The organism is uncultured Aquimonas sp. (assembly GCF_937888285.1).
Classification (GTDB): Bacteria; Pseudomonadota; Gammaproteobacteria; order Xanthomonadales; family Xanthomonadaceae; genus Aquimonas.
In genome coordinates, this window is sequence record NZ_CALART010000015.1 from 29,644 (window position 1) to 46,406 (window position 16,763).

Here is a 16,763-nt window from a genome sequence, read left to right on the forward strand (position 1 = left end):
GCGAATCCCGAATCCCGAATCCCCAATCCCGTTCCTCAGTGCTCTTCCAGCTCGATGTTGATCGCCAGCGAACGGATTTCCTTGACCAGCACGTTGAAGGACTCGGGCATGCCCGCGGCCATCTCGTGGTTGCCGTCGACGATGTTCTTGTACATCTGGTTGCGGCCCTGCACGTCGTCGGACTTCACCGTCAGCATTTCCTGCAGGGTGTAGGCCGCGCCGTAGGCTTCCAGCGCCCAGACTTCCATTTCGCCGAAGCGCTGGCCGCCGAACTGCGCCTTGCCGCCCAGCGGCTGCTGGGTGACGAGCGAGTACGGGCCGGTCGAGCGCGCATGCATCTTGTCGTCGACGAGGTGGTTCAGCTTCAGCATGTACATGTAGCCCACGGTGACCGGACGATCGAAAGCCTCGCCGGTGCGGCCGTCGAACAGCGTGGTCTGGCCCGACTCGGGCAGGTCCGCCAGCTTCAGCATGGACTTCAGCTCGGCCTCGTCGGCACCGTCGAACACCGGCGTCGCCATCGGCACGCCCGTGGTCAGGTTCTTCGACAGCGCGAGGATCTCGTCGTCCGTCAGCTGCGACAGGTCCTCACGCAGCGAGCCGCGGATGGCCTTGTCGTGGTTGTAGATCTGGTCGAGGAAGTCACGCAGCTCCTTGACCTTGCGCTGCTCGTCGAGCATGCGCTGGATCTTCTCGCCCAGGCCCTTGGCGGCCCAGCCCAGATGGGTTTCCAGCACCTGCCCGATGTTCATGCGCGAGGGCACGCCCAGAGGGTTCAGCACGATGTCGACCGGGCGGCCGTCGGCCATGTAGGGCATGTCCTCGACCGGCTGGATCATCGAGATCACGCCCTTGTTGCCGTGGCGGCCGGCCATCTTGTCGCCCGGCTGGATGCGGCGCTTCACGGCAAGGAACACCTTGACCATCTTCAGCACGCCCGGAGCAAGGTCGTCGCCGGCGGTGATCTTGGCGCGCTTGTCGGCGAAGCGCTTCTCGAATTCCTTCTTGTGCGCTTCGATCTGCTTCTGCGCGCGCTCGATGAAATCGGCGGCGTCCTCGTCCTTCATGCGGATCGAGAACCACTCGTCCTTCTTCAGGCTGCTCAGGTACTCGTCGGTGATCTCGGCGCCCTTCTTCAGGCCCGCCGGCCCGCCGTTGGCCACGCGACCCACGATCTGGGTGCGCAGACGCGCGAAGATCGCGCTCTCAAGGATGCGGAACTGGTCGTCGAAGTCCTTCTTGACCCGACGGATCTCCATCTCCTCGATCTGCTTGGCGCGCTTGTCCTTCTCGATGCCATCGCGGGTGAAGACCTGCACGTCGATGACCGTGCCGTCCATGCCCGGCGGCACGCGCAGCGAGCTGTCCTTCACGTCGGAGGCCTTCTCGCCGAAGATCGCGCGCAGCAGCTTCTCTTCCGGGGTCAGCTGGCTCTCGCCCTTCGGCGTGACCTTGCCCACCAGGATGTCGCCGGCGCGGACTTCCGCACCGATGTACACCACGCCGCTCTCGTCCAGGCGGTTCAGCGCCTGCTCGGAGACGTTCGGGATGTCGGCCGAGATTTCCTCCGGCCCCAGCTTGGTGTCGCGCGCGACGCAGGTCAGCTCTTCGATGTGGATCGTGGTGTAGCGATCCTCCTCCACCACGCGCTCGGAGAGCAGGATGGAGTCTTCGAAGTTGTAGCCGTTCCACGGCATGAACGCGATCAGCATGTTCTGGCCCAGGGCCAGCTCGCCGATGTCGGTCGACGGGCCGTCGGCCAGCACGTCGCCGCGGGCGATCACGTCGCCCACGTTCACCAGCGGACGCTGGTTGATGCAGGTGTTCTGGTTCGAGCGGGTGTACTTGACCAGCGTGTAGATGTCGACGCCGGCGTCGTTGCCGTGGATCTCGCTCTCGTTGACGCGCACCACGATGCGGCCCGCGTCGACCTGGTCGATCACGCCGCCGCGCAGGGCGTTGACGGTGACGCCCGAGTCACGCGCCACGGCGCGCTCGATGCCGGTGCCGACCAGCGGCTTCTGGGCGCGCAGGGTCGGGACGGCCTGGCGCTGCATGTTCGCGCCCATCAGGGCGCGGTTGGCGTCGTCGTGCTCGATGAAGGGCACCAGCGCGGCCGCGACCGACACCGACTGCATCGGCGAGACGTCCATGTACTGGATCTCGCTCGGCGGCTTGAGCAGGGTCTCGGCCTGGAAGCGGCAGGGCACGAACGGGGCCTGGAAGCTGCCGTCCTTGTTGAGCTCGGCGTTGGCCTGGGCGATGGCGTACTCGTGCTCCTCGATGGCCGACAGGAACTCGACCTGGTCGGTGACCTTGCCGTCCACGACCTTGCGGTACGGGGTTTCGAGGAAACCGTACTTGTTCGAGCGGGCGTACACGGCCAGCGAGTTGATCAGGCCGATGTTCGGGCCTTCCGGGGTCTCGATGGTGCAGACGCGGCCGTAGTGGGTCGGGTGCACGTCGCGCACTTCGAAGCCTGCACGCTCGCGGGTCAGGCCGCCCGGGCCCAGCGCAGAAACGCGGCGCTTGTGGGTGACTTCCGACAGCGGATTGTTCTGGTCCATGAACTGCGACAGCTGCGAGGAGCCGAAGAACTCCTTGATCGCCGCCGCCACCGGCTTGGCATTGATCAGCTCCTGCGGGGTCAGGCCTTCGCTTTCTGCCAGCGACAGGCGCTCCTTGACGGCGCGCTCGACGCGCACCAGGCCCACGCGGAAGGTGTTCTCGGCCATTTCACCGACGGAACGCACGCGACGGTTGCCCAGGTGGTCGATATCGTCGACCGTGCCCTTGCCGTTGCGGATGTCGATGAGCACCTTCATCACCGCGAGGATGTCGTCGTTGCTCAGGACGCCCGAGCCCTCGACTTCCTTGCGCCCGACGCGGCGGTTGAACTTCATGCGGCCGACGCCCGACAGGTCGTAGCGGTCCGAGGAGAAGAACAGGTTCTGGAAGAGGTTCTGCGCGGCGTCCTTGGTGGGCGGCTCGCCCGGACGCATCATGCGATAGATCTCGACCAAGGCCTCCAGCTGGGTGCGGGTCGGGTCGATGCGCAGGGTGTTCGAGATGTAGGCGCCACGATCCAGGTCATTGACCCAGATGGTGCCGAGGCTCTGCACGCCGGCCTTGCGGAACTTGGCGAGGTGGTCCTCGTGCAGCTCGTCATTGGCGGTCGCGAGCAGTTCTCCGGAATTCGGGTCGACCACGTCATGCGCAAGGATGCGGCCGAGCAGGTACTCGTCCGGCACTTCCAGTGCGCTGATCTTGGCCTGCTCCAGCTGCTTCACGTGGCGCGCGGTGATGCGCTTGCCGGCTTCGACGATGACCTTCCCGTCAGCGACCAGATCGAAGTTCAGAGTCTCGCCGCGGAGGCGCTCGGCGACCAGCTCGAGCTCAACGCCTTCCGGCAGCAGGCTGAAGCGGTTGATCTCGAAGAAGGTCTCGAGGATCTCCGGGTTCGAGAAGCCGAGCGCGCGCAGCAGCACGGTGACCGGCAGCTTGCGGCGGCGGTCGATGCGGGTGAACAGCGCATCCTTCGGATCGAATTCGAAGTCCAGCCAGGAGCCGCGGTAGGGAATGATGCGGGCGCTGTACAGCAGCTTGCCCGAGCTGTGGGTCTTGCCGCGGTCGTGGTCGAAGAACACGCCCGGCGAGCGGTGCAGCTGGGAGACGATGACGCGCTCGGTGCCATTGATGATGAAGGTGCCGTTGTCGGTCATGAGCGGCAATTCGCCCATGTAGACCTCCTGCTCCTTCACATACTTCACGGCCTTGTTCGAAGCCGGGCTGTCCTTGTCGTAGATGACCAGGCGCACGGTCACGCGCAGCGGCGCGCCGTAGCTCATGCCGCGATTGCGGCACTCGCGCTCGTCGAATGCGGGTTCACCCAGCTTGTAGCTGACGTACTCCAGCGCTGCGTTGCCGCTGTAGCTGCTGATCGGGAAGACCGACTTCAGGGCGCCGTGCAGGCCCTGCTCGCTCCGTTGCGCGGGTGCGATGTGCTCCTGCAGGAACTCGCGGTAGGAATCCACCTGGATCGCAAGCAGAAAAGGCACCTCGATGATCGAGGAACGCTTGCCGAAGTCCTTGCGGATGCGCTTTTTTTCGGTGAAGGAGTAGGTCATGGCCGAAGTACCACCCTGGTTGTGCTGGAGCGACCGCGTCTAGGCGCCGATCCGGGAAAGTAAGCGTGTGATGCAGCCCTTGCAGGCCGGGATTGGAGCTGTGCCCTCACGAAGGCACAGGTCCAATCAGGGCCGCGGATCATTGCACTGCGATGTGAAAGCGGTGGAGACGGACGAAAGCCCGGGGGCTTGCGCCCCCAGGCTCGTTCGCGCGAACTGCAAGCGCGCGACGCAAAGCGTCGCTTACTTGATTTCGACCTTGGCGCCGGCGTCTTCCAGTTCCTTCTTGAACTTGGCGGCGTCTTCCTTGCTGACGGCTTCCTTGACCACGGCCGGAGCACTTTCCACCAGGTCCTTGGCTTCCTTCAGGCCCAGGCCGGTGATGGTGCGGATGGCCTTGATCGCGTTGACCTTGTTGGCGCCGGCTTCGGCCAGGATCACGTTGAACTCGGTCTGCTCCTCGACCGGCGCGGCGGCGGCGGCAGGGCCGGCAACCATGACCGGGGCAGCAGCGGTGACGCCGAACTTCTCTTCGGCGGCCTTGACCAGGTCCATGACCTCAAGAAGGGTCATGCCGCCGATTGCTTCGAGGATCTGCTCGTGGGTGAGAGACATTTTTTCCTACCTCTGGAATTGTTCTGGAAACTGTGGAATCGAAGCGGCTGGGGACAGCCGCGGACGGTCAGGCCGCCTGTTCCTTCTGATCGCCGATGGCCTTGAACACGCGAGCAACGCGCGTGGCCGGCTCCATCAGCAGGTTCAGGAACATGGCCAGCGCCTGCTCGCGGGTCGGCAGCGATGCCAACACGTCGACGTGCGCTGCGGGCAGCAGCTTGCCGCCCATCGAGACCACCTTGGGCTGCAGCTTGTCATTGCCCTTGGCGAACTCCTTGATCAGGCGCCCGGCGGAGCCGGGTTCCTCCAGCGAGAACGCATACAGCAGGGGGCCGACCAGCGCGTCCTGGACGCACTCGAACTCGGTTCCTGCCACGGCGCGCGAGGCCAGGGTGTTCTTGACAACCTTCAAGTACACGCCGGTTTCGCGAGCCTTCTTGCGCATCTCCGTCATCTTGGCGACGGTGATGCCTGCGTACTCGGCTGCGACCAAGGAGTGGGCCTTGGCGGCAATCTCCGCCAGCTCGGCGACCACTTCTTGCTTCTGAGTCAGATTGAGAGCCATTGCACTCCTCCGTATGAACTTCCACGCGCGCCGTGTGGGCCGAGCGTGGTCCCTGGCGGTGGCCTTCCCTGGTCACCGGGGGCGTCGACGACGCCCCGTTGGTAGCCGGCTTCGAGAATTCCAGAAGGTCGGCACCATCTACGCAGGCCCTCCGGCAGCTGCCGGTGGTTTAAGCCACGCAAGAAGGAGGACAGCCGCGGCTTGCGCCCCGGATCGCCCTCCTCCCTGAGTGACACCTGCGGTCTTTGACGGCGGCCACTCGCGTGGCTGCCTCCAAATCGAGTGCCCTGCGCGTCATGCGCGCGGGGCGAAAGCAGATCAGACCTTGAGCGAGAGGCTCGACTGGTCGACCGTGATGCCGATACCCATGGTGGTGGACAGCGACACCTTCTGCAGGTACTGGCCCTTGGCAGCCGAGGGCTTGGCCTTCAGCAGGTCGCCCAGCAGCGCATGCAGGTTGCCCTTCAGCGCTTCGGCGTCGAAGCTGGCCTTGCCGATCGTGCAGTGGATGATGCCGGCCTTGTCGGTGCGGTAGCGCACCTGACCAGCCTTGGCATTGCGCACGGCTTCGGCCGGATTGGCGCTGACGGTGCCGACCTTGGGGTTCGGCATCAGGCCACGCGGGCCGAGGACCTGACCCAGCTTGCCAACGACGCGCATGGCGTCCGGGGTGGCGATGACGACGTCATAGTTCAGATCGCCGGCCTGCATCTTCTCGGCCAGGTCGTCCATGCCGATCGCTTCCGCGCCAGCGGCCACGGCCTCGTCAGCCTTGGCGCCCGGGGGGCAGAACACGGCGACGCGAACCGACTTGCCGGTGCCATTCGGCAGCACGGTGGAGCCACGCACCTGCTGGTCCGACTTGCGGGCATCCACGCCGAGTCGCACGGCGACGTCGACGGACTCGACGAACTTGACTTTGCTGTTGTCCTTCAAGATGCGAAGAACATCATCGATGGCATAGGTCTTGCCCGGCTCGACCAGGCTCTGCATCGCCTTGAAACGCTTCGTGATCTTTGCCATGACTTAGCCCTCCACCACCAGACCCATGCTGCGGGCGGAGCCCGCAATCGTGCGCACACCCGCCTCGATGTCAGCGGCCGTCAGATCGGCCTGCTTGGCCTTGACGATCTCTTCAAGCTGGGCGCGCGTGACCTTGCCGACCTTGTCGGTGTTCGGGCGCTTGCTGCCGGAGCTGATGCCGGCGGCCTTCTTCAGCAGCACCGTTGCAGGCGTGCTCTTGGTGACGAAGGTAAAGGTGCGGTCGGAGTACGCGGTGATGATGACCGGCGTGGGCAGACCCGGCTCCATCTTGGCGGTCGCGGCGTTGAATGCCTTGCAGAACTCCATGATGTTCAGGCCACGCTGACCCAGGGCCGGGCCGACGGGGGGGCTGGGGTTGGCCTGACCGGCCTTCACCTGCAGCTTGATGTAACCAACGACTTTCTTTGCCATTTCATTGACTCCTCGGGTTCAAGCGCCGCGCGGTGCATTGCACCGGTATGGCTCCCCGTCTGGTTGCTTGTTTCGGGAAACGGGAATCGGGAATGGAGGATCGGAGAGCAGCGTGCTCGTGGCGATTCCCCATTCCCGAATCCCGACTCCCGGCCTCTCAGGCCTTCTCCACCTGCGTGAACTCGAGTTCCACCGGCGTTGAGCGACCGAAAATCAGGACCGCCACGCGCAGGCGGCTCTTGTCGTAGTTGACTTCCTCGACCGTGCCGTTGAAGTCGTTGAACGGGCCGTCGACGACTCGGACCATCTCGCCCGGCTCGAACAGCACCTTGGGACGCGGCTTCTCGACGCCGTCCTGAACGCGCTGGAGAATGCGTTCGGCTTCACTGTCCTTGATCGGCAGGGGCTTGTCGGCCGTGCCGCCGATGAAGCCGAGCACTTTGGGGGTGGTCTTGACGAGGTGCCAGCACTCATCGTCGATGCGCAGCCCGCCGCCCTCGCCGCTCGTCTCGATCTGGACAAGCACATAGCCGGGAAAGAACTTGCGTTCGCTGCGGCGCTTCTGGCCCGCGCGCATTTCGATGATTTCCTCGGTCGGCACCAGGACATCGCCGAAGCGCTCCTCGATACCCGAGCGCGCGATACGGTCGATCAGAGCCTTCTTGACCTGCTGCTCGAACCCCGAGTACGCCTGGACCACATACCAACGCTTGCTCATGTCCGGACCTCAGGCGCCAAGAAGGGCGCGGACGCCGGTGGAAATGATCAGGTCGAACAGCGCCAGGATCAGGCTGATGATGATCACCACGACGATGATCAGACCGGTGGTGCGGGTGGTTTCCTGGCGCGTCGGCCAGACCACCTTGCGCAGCTCGAAACGGGTCTCGGCGAAGAACTCACGCGCATCACGGCCCTTGGCGCTGAGCATGAACACGCCCGCAGCGACACCGAAACCAACCAGCATGCCGAGCACGCGCAGGGCAGTGGGCGCCGTGGAGAACCAGTAGAAGCCCGCCAGCGAGGCCACCACGAGCAGCACGGCGAGGACATATTTGACGATGTCGCTGGTAGACACCGCTTCGTTCTGTGCGACCTTTGCGTTCATCCGGGTCTTCTGAGATGGCACGCCAGGAGGGACTCGAACCCCCAACCTGCGGTTTTGGAGACCGCTGCTCTGCCAATTGAGCTACTGGCGTACACGAGGTTACGAAGCGTTAACTCCGAAAAGGCCGAAGGCGAGCCGTGTACGACTCGCCTTGGCCGTGCCTTCCCGCGAGGGGAAAACAGTATCTTACTGCACGATCTTGGCAACGACACCGGCGCCGACGGTACGACCGCCTTCGCGGATCGCGAAGCGCAGGCCTTCTTCCATCGCGATCGGGGCGATCAGCGTCACCACCATCTTGATGTTGTCGCCCGGCATCACCATCTCGACGCCCTCGGGCAGCTCGCAGGCGCCCGTCACGTCGGTCGTGCGGAAGTAGAACTGCGGACGGTAGCCCTTGAAGAACGGCGTGTGACGGCCGCCCTCGTCCTTCGACAGCACGTACACCTCGGCCTCGAACTGGGTGTGCGGCTTGATCGTGCCCGGCTTGCACAGCACCTGGCCGCGCTCGACGTCGTCACGCTTGGTGCCGCGCAGCAGCAGACCCGCGTTGTCGCCCGCCTGGCCCTGGTCCAGCAGCTTGCGGAACATCTCGATGCCGGTCACCGTGGTCTTGGCCGTCGGGCGGATGCCCACGATCTCGACTTCGTCACCCACCTTGATGATGCCGCGCTCGATTCGACCGGTCACCACGGTGCCGCGACCCGAGATCGAGAACACGTCTTCCACCGGCATCAGGAAGGTCTTGTCCACGTCGCGCTGCGGCTCCGGGATGTAGGTGTCCAGCGCTTCCACCAGGGCGATGATCGACGGCACGCCGATCTCCGACTGGTCGCCTTCCAGCGCCTTCAGCGCCGATCCCTTCACGATCGGCGTGTCGTCGCCCGGGAAGTCGTACTTCGACAGCAGTTCGCGCACTTCCAGCTCGACCAGCTCCAGCAGCTCCGCGTCGTCCACCATGTCCGCCTTGTTCAGGTAGACCACGATGTAGGGCACGCCCACCTGGCGGGCCAGCAGGATGTGCTCGCGGGTCTGCGGCATCGGGCCGTCAGCCGCCGAGCACACCAGGATCGCGCCGTCCATCTGCGCCGCACCCGTGATCATGTTCTTCACGTAGTCGGCGTGGCCCGGGCAGTCCACGTGCGCGTAGTGGCGCGTCGGGCTCTCGTACTCGACGTGCGCCGTCGAGATCGTGATGCCGCGCGCCTTCTCTTCCGGCGCCGCGTCGATCGCGTCATAGCCCTTGAACTCACCGCCGAAACGCTCCGCGCCCACCTTCGTCAGCGCCGCCGTCAGCGTCGTCTTGCCGTGGTCAACGTGACCGATCGTGCCCACGTTCACGTGCGGCTTGGTGCGCTCGAACTTACCCTTGGCCATGACTTTGGTATCCCGGTGAACTCAAGATTCGGAAAGGTGTGGATGGGTGCCGCTTCAAGAGATGGTGCTCATGACTGGAATCGAACCAGCGACCTCTTCCTTACCAAGGAAGTGCTCTACCGACTGAGCTACATGAGCACGCGATTTTTTTGCGGACCAGGCGTTCGGCAAGCGCCTGTATCCTCCGGCCTGGTGCAGCGCGGAAGCACTGCCTGCAGCCCTTGCCTCACCCTTGCCAGCGTGGAGCGGGAGACGGGAATCGAACCCGCACCATCAGCTTGGAAGGCTGAGGTTCTACCATTGAACTACTCCCGCACCGGGAAAACCGCCACAACATGAAACTGGTGGAGGGAGGTGGATTCGAACCACCGAAGGCGTAAGCCAGCAGATTTACAGTCTGCCCCCGTTGGCCGCTTGGGTATCCCTCCAACAGAGAGCCCCGCATTTTCAACGTCGAAAGGGCGTCTGTCAATGCCGGATCGAGAAAAAGTTTGCAGGTCGCCCGCCCGGGCTCAGACGTTGAACAGGAAGTTGAGGACGTCGCCGTCCTTGACCACGTAGTCCTTGCCTTCCGCACGCTGCTTGCCGGCCTCCTTGGCACCCTGCTCGCCCTTGTAGGCGATGAAGTCATCGAAGCCGATCGTCTGGGCGCGGATGAAGCCCCGCTCGAAATCGGTGTGGATGACGCCCGCCGCCTTTGGCGCAGTGTCGCCCTTGTGGATGGTCCAGGCGCGGACCTCCTTCACGCCGGCGGTGAAATAGGTCTGCAGGCCGAGCAGCTTGTAGCCGGCGCGGATCACCCGGTTCAGCCCGGGCTCGCCGATACCGAGGTCGGCAAGGAAGATGTCGCGATCGGCGTCGTCGAGCTGGGACAGCTCTTCCTCGATCGCGGCGCAGACCGGAACGACCTCGGCGCCCTCACCCGCCGCCCGCTCGCGCACGCGGTCGAGGTGCGGATTGCTCTCGAAGCCGTCCTCGCGGACGTTGGCGATGTACATGACCGGCTTGGCGGTCAGCAGGTAGAGCTCACGCAGCAGGCCGCGCTCGTCGGCATCCAGGCCCATGCCCCGCACCGGCTTGCCCTGGTCGAGTTGCGCGCGCACGCGGGTCAGCAGGTCACGCCGCAGGGCTGCGTCCTTGTCGCCCGCCCTCGCGGCGCGCTCGTAGCGGTTCAGGGCCTTGTCGACGCTTTCCAGGTCGGCCAGCGCAAGCTCGGTGTCGATCGTCTCGATGTCGGCGATCGGGTCGACCTTGCCGGCGACGTGGACGATATCGCCGTGCTCGAAGCAGCGCACCACATGCGCGATCGCGTCGGTCTCACGGATGTTGGCCAGGAACTTGTTGCCCAGGCCTTCGCCCTTGCTGGCGCCAGCCACGAGGCCGGCGATGTCGACGAACTCGACGGCGGTCGGCACGACCTTCTGCGGCTTCACGATCGCCGCCAGCTGGTCGAGCCGCGGATCGGGCACCGGCACCACCCCGACGTTCGGATCGATGGTGCAGAACGGGAAGTTGGCCGCGGCGATGCCCGCTTTGGTCAAGGCGTTGAACAGGGTGGACTTGCCCACGTTGGGAAGTCCGACGATGCCGCATCTCATGGCCATGGGATTGAATCCGGGAATCGGGAATGGGGAGTCGGGAATCGTCGAAGCGGGTCAGGCGAGGTCGAGCGCAGCGCTCTTACCCATTCCCGATTCCCGACTCCCGGTTCCCGGCTGTATGCAGCCTCTTCATCGCCTCGGCGAAGTCGCCGCGCAGCAGCAGCGGCAGCTGGTCGAGGGCGGCATCCAGGCTGCGCTGGATGGCGATTTCGTCGTCGCGGCCGGGGCGACCGAGCACCCAGGGCGTGACCTTGTCCTTGTGGCCGGGGTGGCCGATGCCGACCCGGAGCCGGTGGAACCTGCCGTGGCCGAGGTGCGCGAAGGTGTCGCGCAGTCCGTTCTGGCCGCCGTGGCCGCCATCGAACTTGAGCCGCGCAGTGCCGGCAGGCAGGTCGAGTTCGTCGTGGGCCACCAGCATTTCGGCGGGTTCGATCTTGTAGTAGCGCAGCGCCGCGGCGATTGCCTGCCCGCTGCGGTTCATGAAGGTGCTGGGCTTCAGCAGCCAGAGGCTGTGCCCATCGAGCGCGATCCGCGCGGTCTCGGCGTGCAGCTTGGATTCGTGACTGAAGCGCGCGCCTGCCTTATCGGCCAGCCGGTCGGCGAGCCAGAAGCCCGCGTTGTGGCGGGTGTGGGCGTACTCGCCGCCGGGATTGCCCAGGCCGACGATCAGTTTCAGCGCGCTCATGCGGCAGGGCGGATCCCGCCGGCGCGAGCGCCGGCGGGATCGGCAGGTCTTACTTCTTCTCTTCGGCCGCCTCGTCGGATTCACCGGCCTTCGACTGGCGCGCGATCACGACGGCGACGTCGTGCTCCTTGCCCAGCTTCAGCTCGGGAATCTCGACGCCCGCCGGCAGCTTGATGTCCGACAGGTGGACGGTGTCACCCGCCTTCAGGCTCGACAGGTCGAGCTCGATGTACTCCGGCAGGTTGGCCGGCAGGCAGGAGACTTCGACTTCATTGACTTCGTGGGTGATGACCACGCCACCGGCCTTGCCGGCCGGCGAGCTGTCCTGGTTCAGGAAGTGCAGCGGCACGCGCACGCGGATGGCCTCGTCGGCCGACACGCGCATGAAGTCCATGTGCATGATCAGCGGCTTGACCGGGTGGCGCTGCATGTCGCGCAGGATGACCTTCTGCACCTTGCCGTCGACGTTCAGGTCGATGATCGAGCTGTAGAACCACTCGTGCGCCGAGGCCAGCCACACGGTGTTGTGGAGGATCTCGATGCTGGTGGGTTCGGCGTGGCCGCCGTAGACCACGGCAGGCACCTGGCCCGTACGACGCAGGCGGCGGCTCGCACCCTTCCCTGCGTCCGCACGGACGGTGGCCTTGATTTCATGCTGGGTTGCCATTGTGTGTAGCCTTTCTTGCTTGGGGTAAGCCGCCTTGCGGCGACCTGGATGCCCGACCCCGCGACCAGGGTGGGCGATGGTGTCAGTCCACGTAGAGCGAACTGACGGATTCTCCGAAGGCGATGCGGCGGATGGTTTCCGCCAGCAGTTCGGCCACGCTGAGCTGGCGGATCCGCCCGCAGGCGCGGGCCTCGTCCGACAGCGGGATGGTGTCGGTGACAACCAGCTCATCGAGCTGGCTGCCGTTGATGTTGCTGATCGCCGCGCCTGACAGCACCGGGTGCGTGCAGTAGGCGACGACCTTGCGCGCGCCGTGCTCCTTCAGCGCAGCCGCTGCAGCACAGAGCGTGCCGGCGGTGTCGACGATGTCGTCGACCAGCACGCAGGTTTTGCCGGACACGTCGCCGATGATGTTCATCACGGTGGCGACGTTGGCGCGCGGGCGGCGCTTGTCGATGATCGCGAGATCGGCATCGTCGAGGCGCTTGGCGATGGCGCGAGCGCGCACCACGCCACCGACATCCGGGCTGACCACGATCAGGTCCTTGGTGCCCTGGGTGCGCCAGACGTCGGCCAGCAGCAGGGGCGAGGCATAGACGTTGTCGACCGGGATGTCGAAGAAACCCTGGATCTGGTCGGCGTGCAGGTCGACCGTCAGCACGCGATCGGTGCCGACTGCGCTGAACATGCGCGCGGCCACCTTGGCGGTGATCGGCACGCGCGCCGAACGCGGGCGGCGGTCCTGGCGGGCATAGCCGAAGTACGGCACCACGGCGGTGACGCTGGCCGCCGAAGCGCGCTTCAGCGCGTCCACCAGCACCAGCAGCTCCATGAAGTTCTCGGCGGTCGGCGCACAGGTCGGCTGGATCACGAAGACCTCCTGCCGGCGCACGTTCTCCTCGATTTCTACCTGCACTTCGCCATCGGAGAAGCGGCCAACCAGAGCCTTGCCGGGACGCACGCCGAGCTCGCGGCAGACCGCGTTGGCCAGCGGACGGTTGGCGTTGCCGGTAAAAACGAGAATGCCATCAGTGTTCACATTGCACCTGTGGATCGCCGTAGGCGACCGTTATCGGACGACGCCACCGCGGCGCGTCCTGCCTGCTGGACGGGCGCGGGCTCCGTGCCCGACGCGCCGCCGCCGTCGCGCGCCGCTGCCGGCAGCGTTGACGGATCGGAAAGTGAACTCTGGCTGGGGCGGCAGGATTCGAACCTGCGAATGCCGGAATCAAAATCCGGTGCCTTACCACTTGGCGACGCCCCAGCACTCAGAAACGTGTGTCTTCGGCTCTCGAACCCTGATCCATGGTGCGCTGCAGGGGCGAGCGCTCCAGCCCACCGCACACCCAGCTTCGCCATGTCGGCATCAGCCTAGACTGCGCCGCAAAGGCCTGCTCCCGCTGCGCGAACCTGGCGAAACAGCAGCCGCCAGTTCCACTCAGCGCAACCAGCAGCGCGGTTCCGGCAGAGGCCTCGTGAAGGGCCGACAGCGCCTCGCCCACCTTGGGCGAACGCGCCACCAGCACCGGTTCGAAAGCATTGCCGAAGCGCTGTCCGGAGACGAAGCCCGCAATTGTCGCGGGGGGCGCATCCCGTGTCAATTCAGGCGCTTGGAACAACTCGGGCGTGGGCACCGAAACGCCGGAATCCAGCACCAGATAGGCGCTCGCGCCCAGCTCGATCGGCCGCAGCTGCTCGCCCACGCCCTCGGCCCAGGCGGAATGACCGCGCACGAACACCGGCACGTCCGCGCCGAGCTGCAGGCCCAGCTGCGCCAGCCGGTCGAGCCCGAGATCGAGCCCCCACAGACGGTCCAGGCCCAGCAGCACCGTGGCCGCGTCCGAGCTGCCCCCTCCGAGGCCGCCGCCCATCGGGATGCGCTTGTCCAGACGGATCGAGACCCCGGCATTGGCGGCGGCGTACGGCTGCAGCAGGCGCGCGGCGCGCACGCACAGGTCAGCCTCGGGCGCGAGATCCGGTGGTCCGTCCAGGCGTTCGATACGCCCATCCTGGCGCGGAATGAGCTGGATGCGGTCACACAGGTCGATCAGCTGGAACACCGTCTGCAGCAGGTGATAGCCGTCCTCGCGACGCCCGACGATGCGCAGGAACAGGTTCAGCTTGGCGGGTGCCGGCAGCCAGGGCGCTTCAGCCACCCGGCGTCTCCCACCGGTCGACCACGAGCCGCACGCGGCGCTGTCCCGACTCCGCGAACACCCGCTGCGGCATCGGCACGCCGGCGGACTCGGTCCAGCTGCGGTATTCGATCCGCCAGCCGGCCTGCTGCAGGACGGCCGGCAGCCCTTCCGCGCCAAACACGAGCTCCGCATCGCCGCCGGCGCGCGCGCCGCGCACCCAGGCCCGCAGTGGCTCAAGCGGCATCGACCAGCCCGCGGCACGCCGCAGCAGCGCCTCGGCATCACGGTCCTCCAGCACACCGTGGCCATGTCCTTCAAGGCGCGCGCCGTTGGCGTCACCGCTGAGGCGCCAGCTCTGCCGGCTGACCGGCGCGCTGAGCTCGATCACATAGGCCTCGCCGCGCTGCTGCCACTCGATGCGACCGCTGCCGCCCTCGCCTTCCCCGGAAACGGCGATGCGGCCGGTGAACCGCCACGCGTCGGCAGCAGCCAGCGCCGACTCCCGGCCCGCCTGGACAGCGAGCAGGGTGTCATCGGGAGCGCGCAGCGGCGCCCGTGCGCAGGCGCCCAGCAGCAGAAGGACCACGAGCAGCAGCAAGCGCCGCCAATGGACCACCGGCATGCGTCCGCTCACGGGCCGAACTGCTCGCGCAGGCGCTGGATGGCGCGATTGTCGGGGTCGAGCCCGGCGCCCTTCTGCCAGATCTCGCGGGCCTCGCCTTCACGCCCGAGGGCGGCCAGCACCTCGGCGAGGTGGGCTGCGATCTCGGCATCTTCCTGCCCCGCAAACGCGCGCTGCAGGTAATCGAGGGCTTCTTCCGCACGGCCGAGCTTGAACAGCACCCAGCCCATGCTGTCGAGGATGGCCGGCTGCTCGGGCGACAGCGCCAAGGCGCGTTCGATGTAGCCCAGCGCTTCCTCGTAGTCGGTGGTCCGATCGGCCATGGTGTAGCCCAGCGCGTTCAGGGCGTCCGCATCCTCGGGATCCTCCGCCACCAGCACCTGCAGATCGATGATCGCCTCGGGCACGCGATCCAGGCGCTCGTAGGTCAGGGCGCGGGCATAAAGAAGAGCGCGGTCGTCCTCGAAGATCTGCAGCCCGCGATTCAGCGCATCCACCGAAGCCACGAGATCGCCGCGACGGTTGAGCAGCTCACCCTCCAGCAGGAAGGCGTTGCGCAGGGTTTCGCCATCCTCGCTGTCGCTGGTCTGGACCTCGCGCAGCGTCGCGATGGCCTGCTCGGGGCGCTTGGCGCCCTCGTGCAGCACCGCGATGCGCAGCTGCGCGGGCAGCCGCCGGGCCGGATCGCTGACCGCGCCGTACCAGCGCAGCGCGTCCTCGGTGGACTCCAGCACCTCGGCGATCTGGCCGAGCAGGAAACGCCGGTCATCGCTGATCTCGGCATCGAACACCGTCGTTCCGGCATCGGCCTCGGGGCCGATCGCGGCCACCGCATCCGCCTTGATCAGTCCATACAGCGCCTGCAGCGCCTCGGACTTGCCGATCCGGGCGAGATAGGCAGCCCGACCGGCGAAGGTGGCGTCGGTCTGCTCGCCCTGGGCCAGCAGCTCGACCGCGCGCTCGGTCTGGCCCAAGCCGTCCAGCAACGAGGCCGCGCGCAGGCGCTCGGGAATATCGGTCAGCCCGAGTGCCAGTACGGCATCCAGCGCCTCGACGGCGGCCTCGTCGCGCTGCTGGCGCAGCAGCACCTCGGCCCGCCACAGGCCGACCCTGCGGTCCTGCGGGAAGCGCTCGCCCGCGCGGTCGACCACGCGGGCCGAGAGTTCGGAATCCCCCCACTGCTGGGCCAGGCCGCCGAGCGCGACCCACAGCCCGAACTCCGCAGGCAGATCGGGCGCATCCAGCACGCGCCCCAGCACTTCCAGGGCGGGTCGGCCGCTGCCAGCCAGGGCCTGGATCGCCAGACGACGCCCTTCCTCGCCCTCGTTCATCAGCTCGACCAGCCCGACCGCAGCCTCGTCGAAGCGCTGCTCGCGGATCAGTGCGACCTGCTGGAACTGACGTCCTGCCAGCGAGGCCGGATCCAGCTCGCGCCAGCGCGCGAGGGCATCGAGCAGGAGCAGGCGCTCGTCCGCCAGCAGGGCTACGCGCGCGGCGCGCTCGGCGACGCTGGGATCGGCGGACTGTCGCGCCGCTTCGACATAAGCCTGCGCGGCCGCGGCGGAATCGCCCTGCTGGAGGGCGAACTCGCCCTCCAGCAGCGGCAGCAGGGCCTCGCCCAGCGGCTGCACCGCGGGCCGGGCATCGTCCGCCAGCGCACGGGGCGCCGACGCGAGCAACGCAAGAAGCATCAGCGGGTAGAATGCGCGCGCGTTCATCGACCTTCTTATGTGTGTCCGGCGCCCGCCGCAGGCTGCGGCGAACCGGGCCGGAACAACGCCCCGCAGTGTACCCGAACCCCCCTTC

The 16,763-nt window shown here is 66.4% G+C and carries 15 protein-coding genes and 5 tRNA genes; all 20 read right to left on the reverse strand.

Translation table 11 applies throughout. The features are described 5' to 3' along the window. Positions 1 to 35 precede the first annotated feature (35 nt). Entirely contained in the window at positions 36 to 4,127 is a 4,092-nt protein-coding gene (gene rpoB, locus Q0654_RS04690) for a DNA-directed RNA polymerase subunit beta (RefSeq protein ID WP_298850998.1), read from the reverse strand. A gap of 243 nt (positions 4,128 to 4,370) precedes the next feature. Further along, a complete protein-coding gene (rplL, locus tag Q0654_RS04695) occupies positions 4,371 to 4,742 on the reverse strand; it encodes a 50S ribosomal protein L7/L12 (protein WP_298851000.1) in 372 nt (123 codons plus the stop codon). 67 nt (positions 4,743 to 4,809) lie between these two features. Continuing rightward, the gene (gene rplJ / locus Q0654_RS04700; protein WP_298851002.1) at positions 4,810 to 5,307 is read right to left on the reverse strand and encodes a 50S ribosomal protein L10; all 498 of its coding nucleotides are present in this window, start codon (positions 5,305 to 5,307) and stop codon (positions 4,810 to 4,812) included. A 318-nt stretch (positions 5,308 to 5,625) separates the two neighbouring features. Further along, complete coding sequence (rplA, locus tag Q0654_RS04705) at positions 5,626 to 6,330, reverse strand: 50S ribosomal protein L1 (RefSeq protein ID WP_298851004.1); 705 nt, start codon at positions 6,328 to 6,330, stop codon at positions 5,626 to 5,628. A gap of 3 nt (positions 6,331 to 6,333) precedes the next feature. Next, positions 6,334 to 6,762, reverse strand: a complete 429-nt coding sequence (gene rplK / locus Q0654_RS04710) for a 50S ribosomal protein L11 (RefSeq protein WP_298851006.1) — start codon at positions 6,760 to 6,762, stop codon at positions 6,334 to 6,336. Positions 6,763 to 6,919: 157 nt separating this feature from the next. Beyond that, on the reverse strand, positions 6,920 to 7,480 hold the full coding sequence (nusG, locus tag Q0654_RS04715; protein WP_298851007.1) for a transcription termination/antitermination protein NusG: 561 nt from the start codon (positions 7,478 to 7,480) through the stop codon (positions 6,920 to 6,922). 9 nt (positions 7,481 to 7,489) lie between these two features. Next, positions 7,490 to 7,867 (reverse strand): preprotein translocase subunit SecE, encoded by a 378-nt coding sequence (gene secE, locus Q0654_RS04720; protein WP_027591685.1) that lies wholly within the window; start codon positions 7,865 to 7,867, stop codon positions 7,490 to 7,492. Between the two features lie 15 nt (positions 7,868 to 7,882). Further along, positions 7,883 to 7,958 (reverse strand) — tRNA-Trp (locus tag Q0654_RS04725). 95 nt (positions 7,959 to 8,053) lie between these two features. Then, positions 8,054 to 9,244 (reverse strand): elongation factor Tu, encoded by a 1,191-nt coding sequence (gene tuf / locus Q0654_RS04730; protein WP_298851012.1) that lies wholly within the window; start codon positions 9,242 to 9,244, stop codon positions 8,054 to 8,056. A gap of 62 nt (positions 9,245 to 9,306) precedes the next feature. After that, a tRNA-Thr gene (locus tag Q0654_RS04735) sits at positions 9,307 to 9,382 on the reverse strand. A 103-nt stretch (positions 9,383 to 9,485) separates the two neighbouring features. Next, positions 9,486 to 9,559: transfer RNA gene (locus Q0654_RS04740), tRNA-Gly, on the reverse strand. 27 nt (positions 9,560 to 9,586) lie between these two features. Further along, positions 9,587 to 9,672, reverse strand: a tRNA-Tyr gene (locus Q0654_RS04745). Positions 9,673 to 9,756: 84 nt separating this feature from the next. Beyond that, positions 9,757 to 10,848 carry a redox-regulated ATPase YchF gene (gene ychF / locus Q0654_RS04750; RefSeq protein WP_298851013.1) on the reverse strand — a complete coding sequence of 364 codons (1,092 nt, stop codon included), beginning with the start codon at positions 10,846 to 10,848 and terminating at the stop codon, positions 9,757 to 9,759. A gap of 76 nt (positions 10,849 to 10,924) precedes the next feature. Then, positions 10,925 to 11,530, reverse strand: a complete 606-nt coding sequence (gene pth / locus Q0654_RS04755; RefSeq protein WP_298851014.1) for an aminoacyl-tRNA hydrolase — start codon at positions 11,528 to 11,530, stop codon at positions 10,925 to 10,927. 49 nt (positions 11,531 to 11,579) lie between these two features. Next, positions 11,580 to 12,197 (reverse strand): 50S ribosomal protein L25/general stress protein Ctc, encoded by a 618-nt coding sequence (locus Q0654_RS04760; RefSeq protein WP_298851015.1) that lies wholly within the window; start codon positions 12,195 to 12,197, stop codon positions 11,580 to 11,582. A gap of 82 nt (positions 12,198 to 12,279) precedes the next feature. Then, the gene (locus Q0654_RS04765; RefSeq protein WP_298851017.1) at positions 12,280 to 13,236 is read right to left on the reverse strand and encodes a ribose-phosphate diphosphokinase; all 957 of its coding nucleotides are present in this window, start codon (positions 13,234 to 13,236) and stop codon (positions 12,280 to 12,282) included. Positions 13,237 to 13,386: 150 nt separating this feature from the next. Next, positions 13,387 to 13,461, reverse strand: a tRNA-Gln gene (locus tag Q0654_RS04770). 4 nt (positions 13,462 to 13,465) lie between these two features. Beyond that, the gene (ispE, locus tag Q0654_RS04775; RefSeq protein WP_298851019.1) at positions 13,466 to 14,353 is read right to left on the reverse strand and encodes a 4-(cytidine 5'-diphospho)-2-C-methyl-D-erythritol kinase; all 888 of its coding nucleotides are present in this window, start codon (positions 14,351 to 14,353) and stop codon (positions 13,466 to 13,468) included. Then, complete coding sequence (gene lolB, locus Q0654_RS04780; RefSeq protein WP_298851021.1) at positions 14,346 to 14,969, reverse strand: lipoprotein insertase outer membrane protein LolB; 624 nt, start codon at positions 14,967 to 14,969, stop codon at positions 14,346 to 14,348. Before lolB ends, ispE begins: the two co-directional genes overlap by 8 nt. Then, positions 14,966 to 16,675, reverse strand: a complete 1,710-nt coding sequence (locus tag Q0654_RS04785) for a tetratricopeptide repeat protein (protein WP_298851023.1) — start codon at positions 16,673 to 16,675, stop codon at positions 14,966 to 14,968. The genes lolB and Q0654_RS04785 overlap by 4 nt, the downstream gene beginning before the upstream one ends. Positions 16,676 to 16,763: the final 88 nt, after the last annotated feature.

Coding starts and splice junctions, on each gene's coding strand:
- rpoB (WP_298850998.1), bottom strand. CDS start 4,127: ATGACCTACTCCTTCACCGAAAAAAAGCGCATCCGCAAGGACTTCGGC.
- rplL (WP_298851000.1), bottom strand. CDS start 4,742: ATGTCTCTCACCCACGAGCAGATCCTCGAAGCAATCGGCGGCATGACC.
- rplJ (WP_298851002.1), bottom strand. CDS start 5,307: ATGGCTCTCAATCTGACTCAGAAGCAAGAAGTGGTCGCCGAGCTGGCG.
- rplA (WP_298851004.1), bottom strand. CDS start 6,330: ATGGCAAAGATCACGAAGCGTTTCAAGGCGATGCAGAGCCTGGTCGAG.
- rplK (WP_298851006.1), bottom strand. CDS start 6,762: ATGGCAAAGAAAGTCGTTGGTTACATCAAGCTGCAGGTGAAGGCCGGT.
- nusG (WP_298851007.1), bottom strand. CDS start 7,480: ATGAGCAAGCGTTGGTATGTGGTCCAGGCGTACTCGGGGTTCGAGCAG.
- secE (WP_027591685.1), bottom strand. CDS start 7,867: ATGAACGCAAAGGTCGCACAGAACGAAGCGGTGTCTACCAGCGACATC.
- tuf (WP_298851012.1), bottom strand. CDS start 9,244: ATGGCCAAGGGTAAGTTCGAGCGCACCAAGCCGCACGTGAACGTGGGC.
- ychF (WP_298851013.1), bottom strand. CDS start 10,848: ATGGCCATGAGATGCGGCATCGTCGGACTTCCCAACGTGGGCAAGTCC.
- pth (WP_298851014.1), bottom strand. CDS start 11,530: ATGAGCGCGCTGAAACTGATCGTCGGCCTGGGCAATCCCGGCGGCGAG.
- Q0654_RS04760 (WP_298851015.1), bottom strand. CDS start 12,197: ATGGCAACCCAGCATGAAATCAAGGCCACCGTCCGTGCGGACGCAGGG.
- Q0654_RS04785 (WP_298851023.1), bottom strand. CDS start 16,675: ATGAACGCGCGCGCATTCTACCCGCTGATGCTTCTTGCGTTGCTCGCG.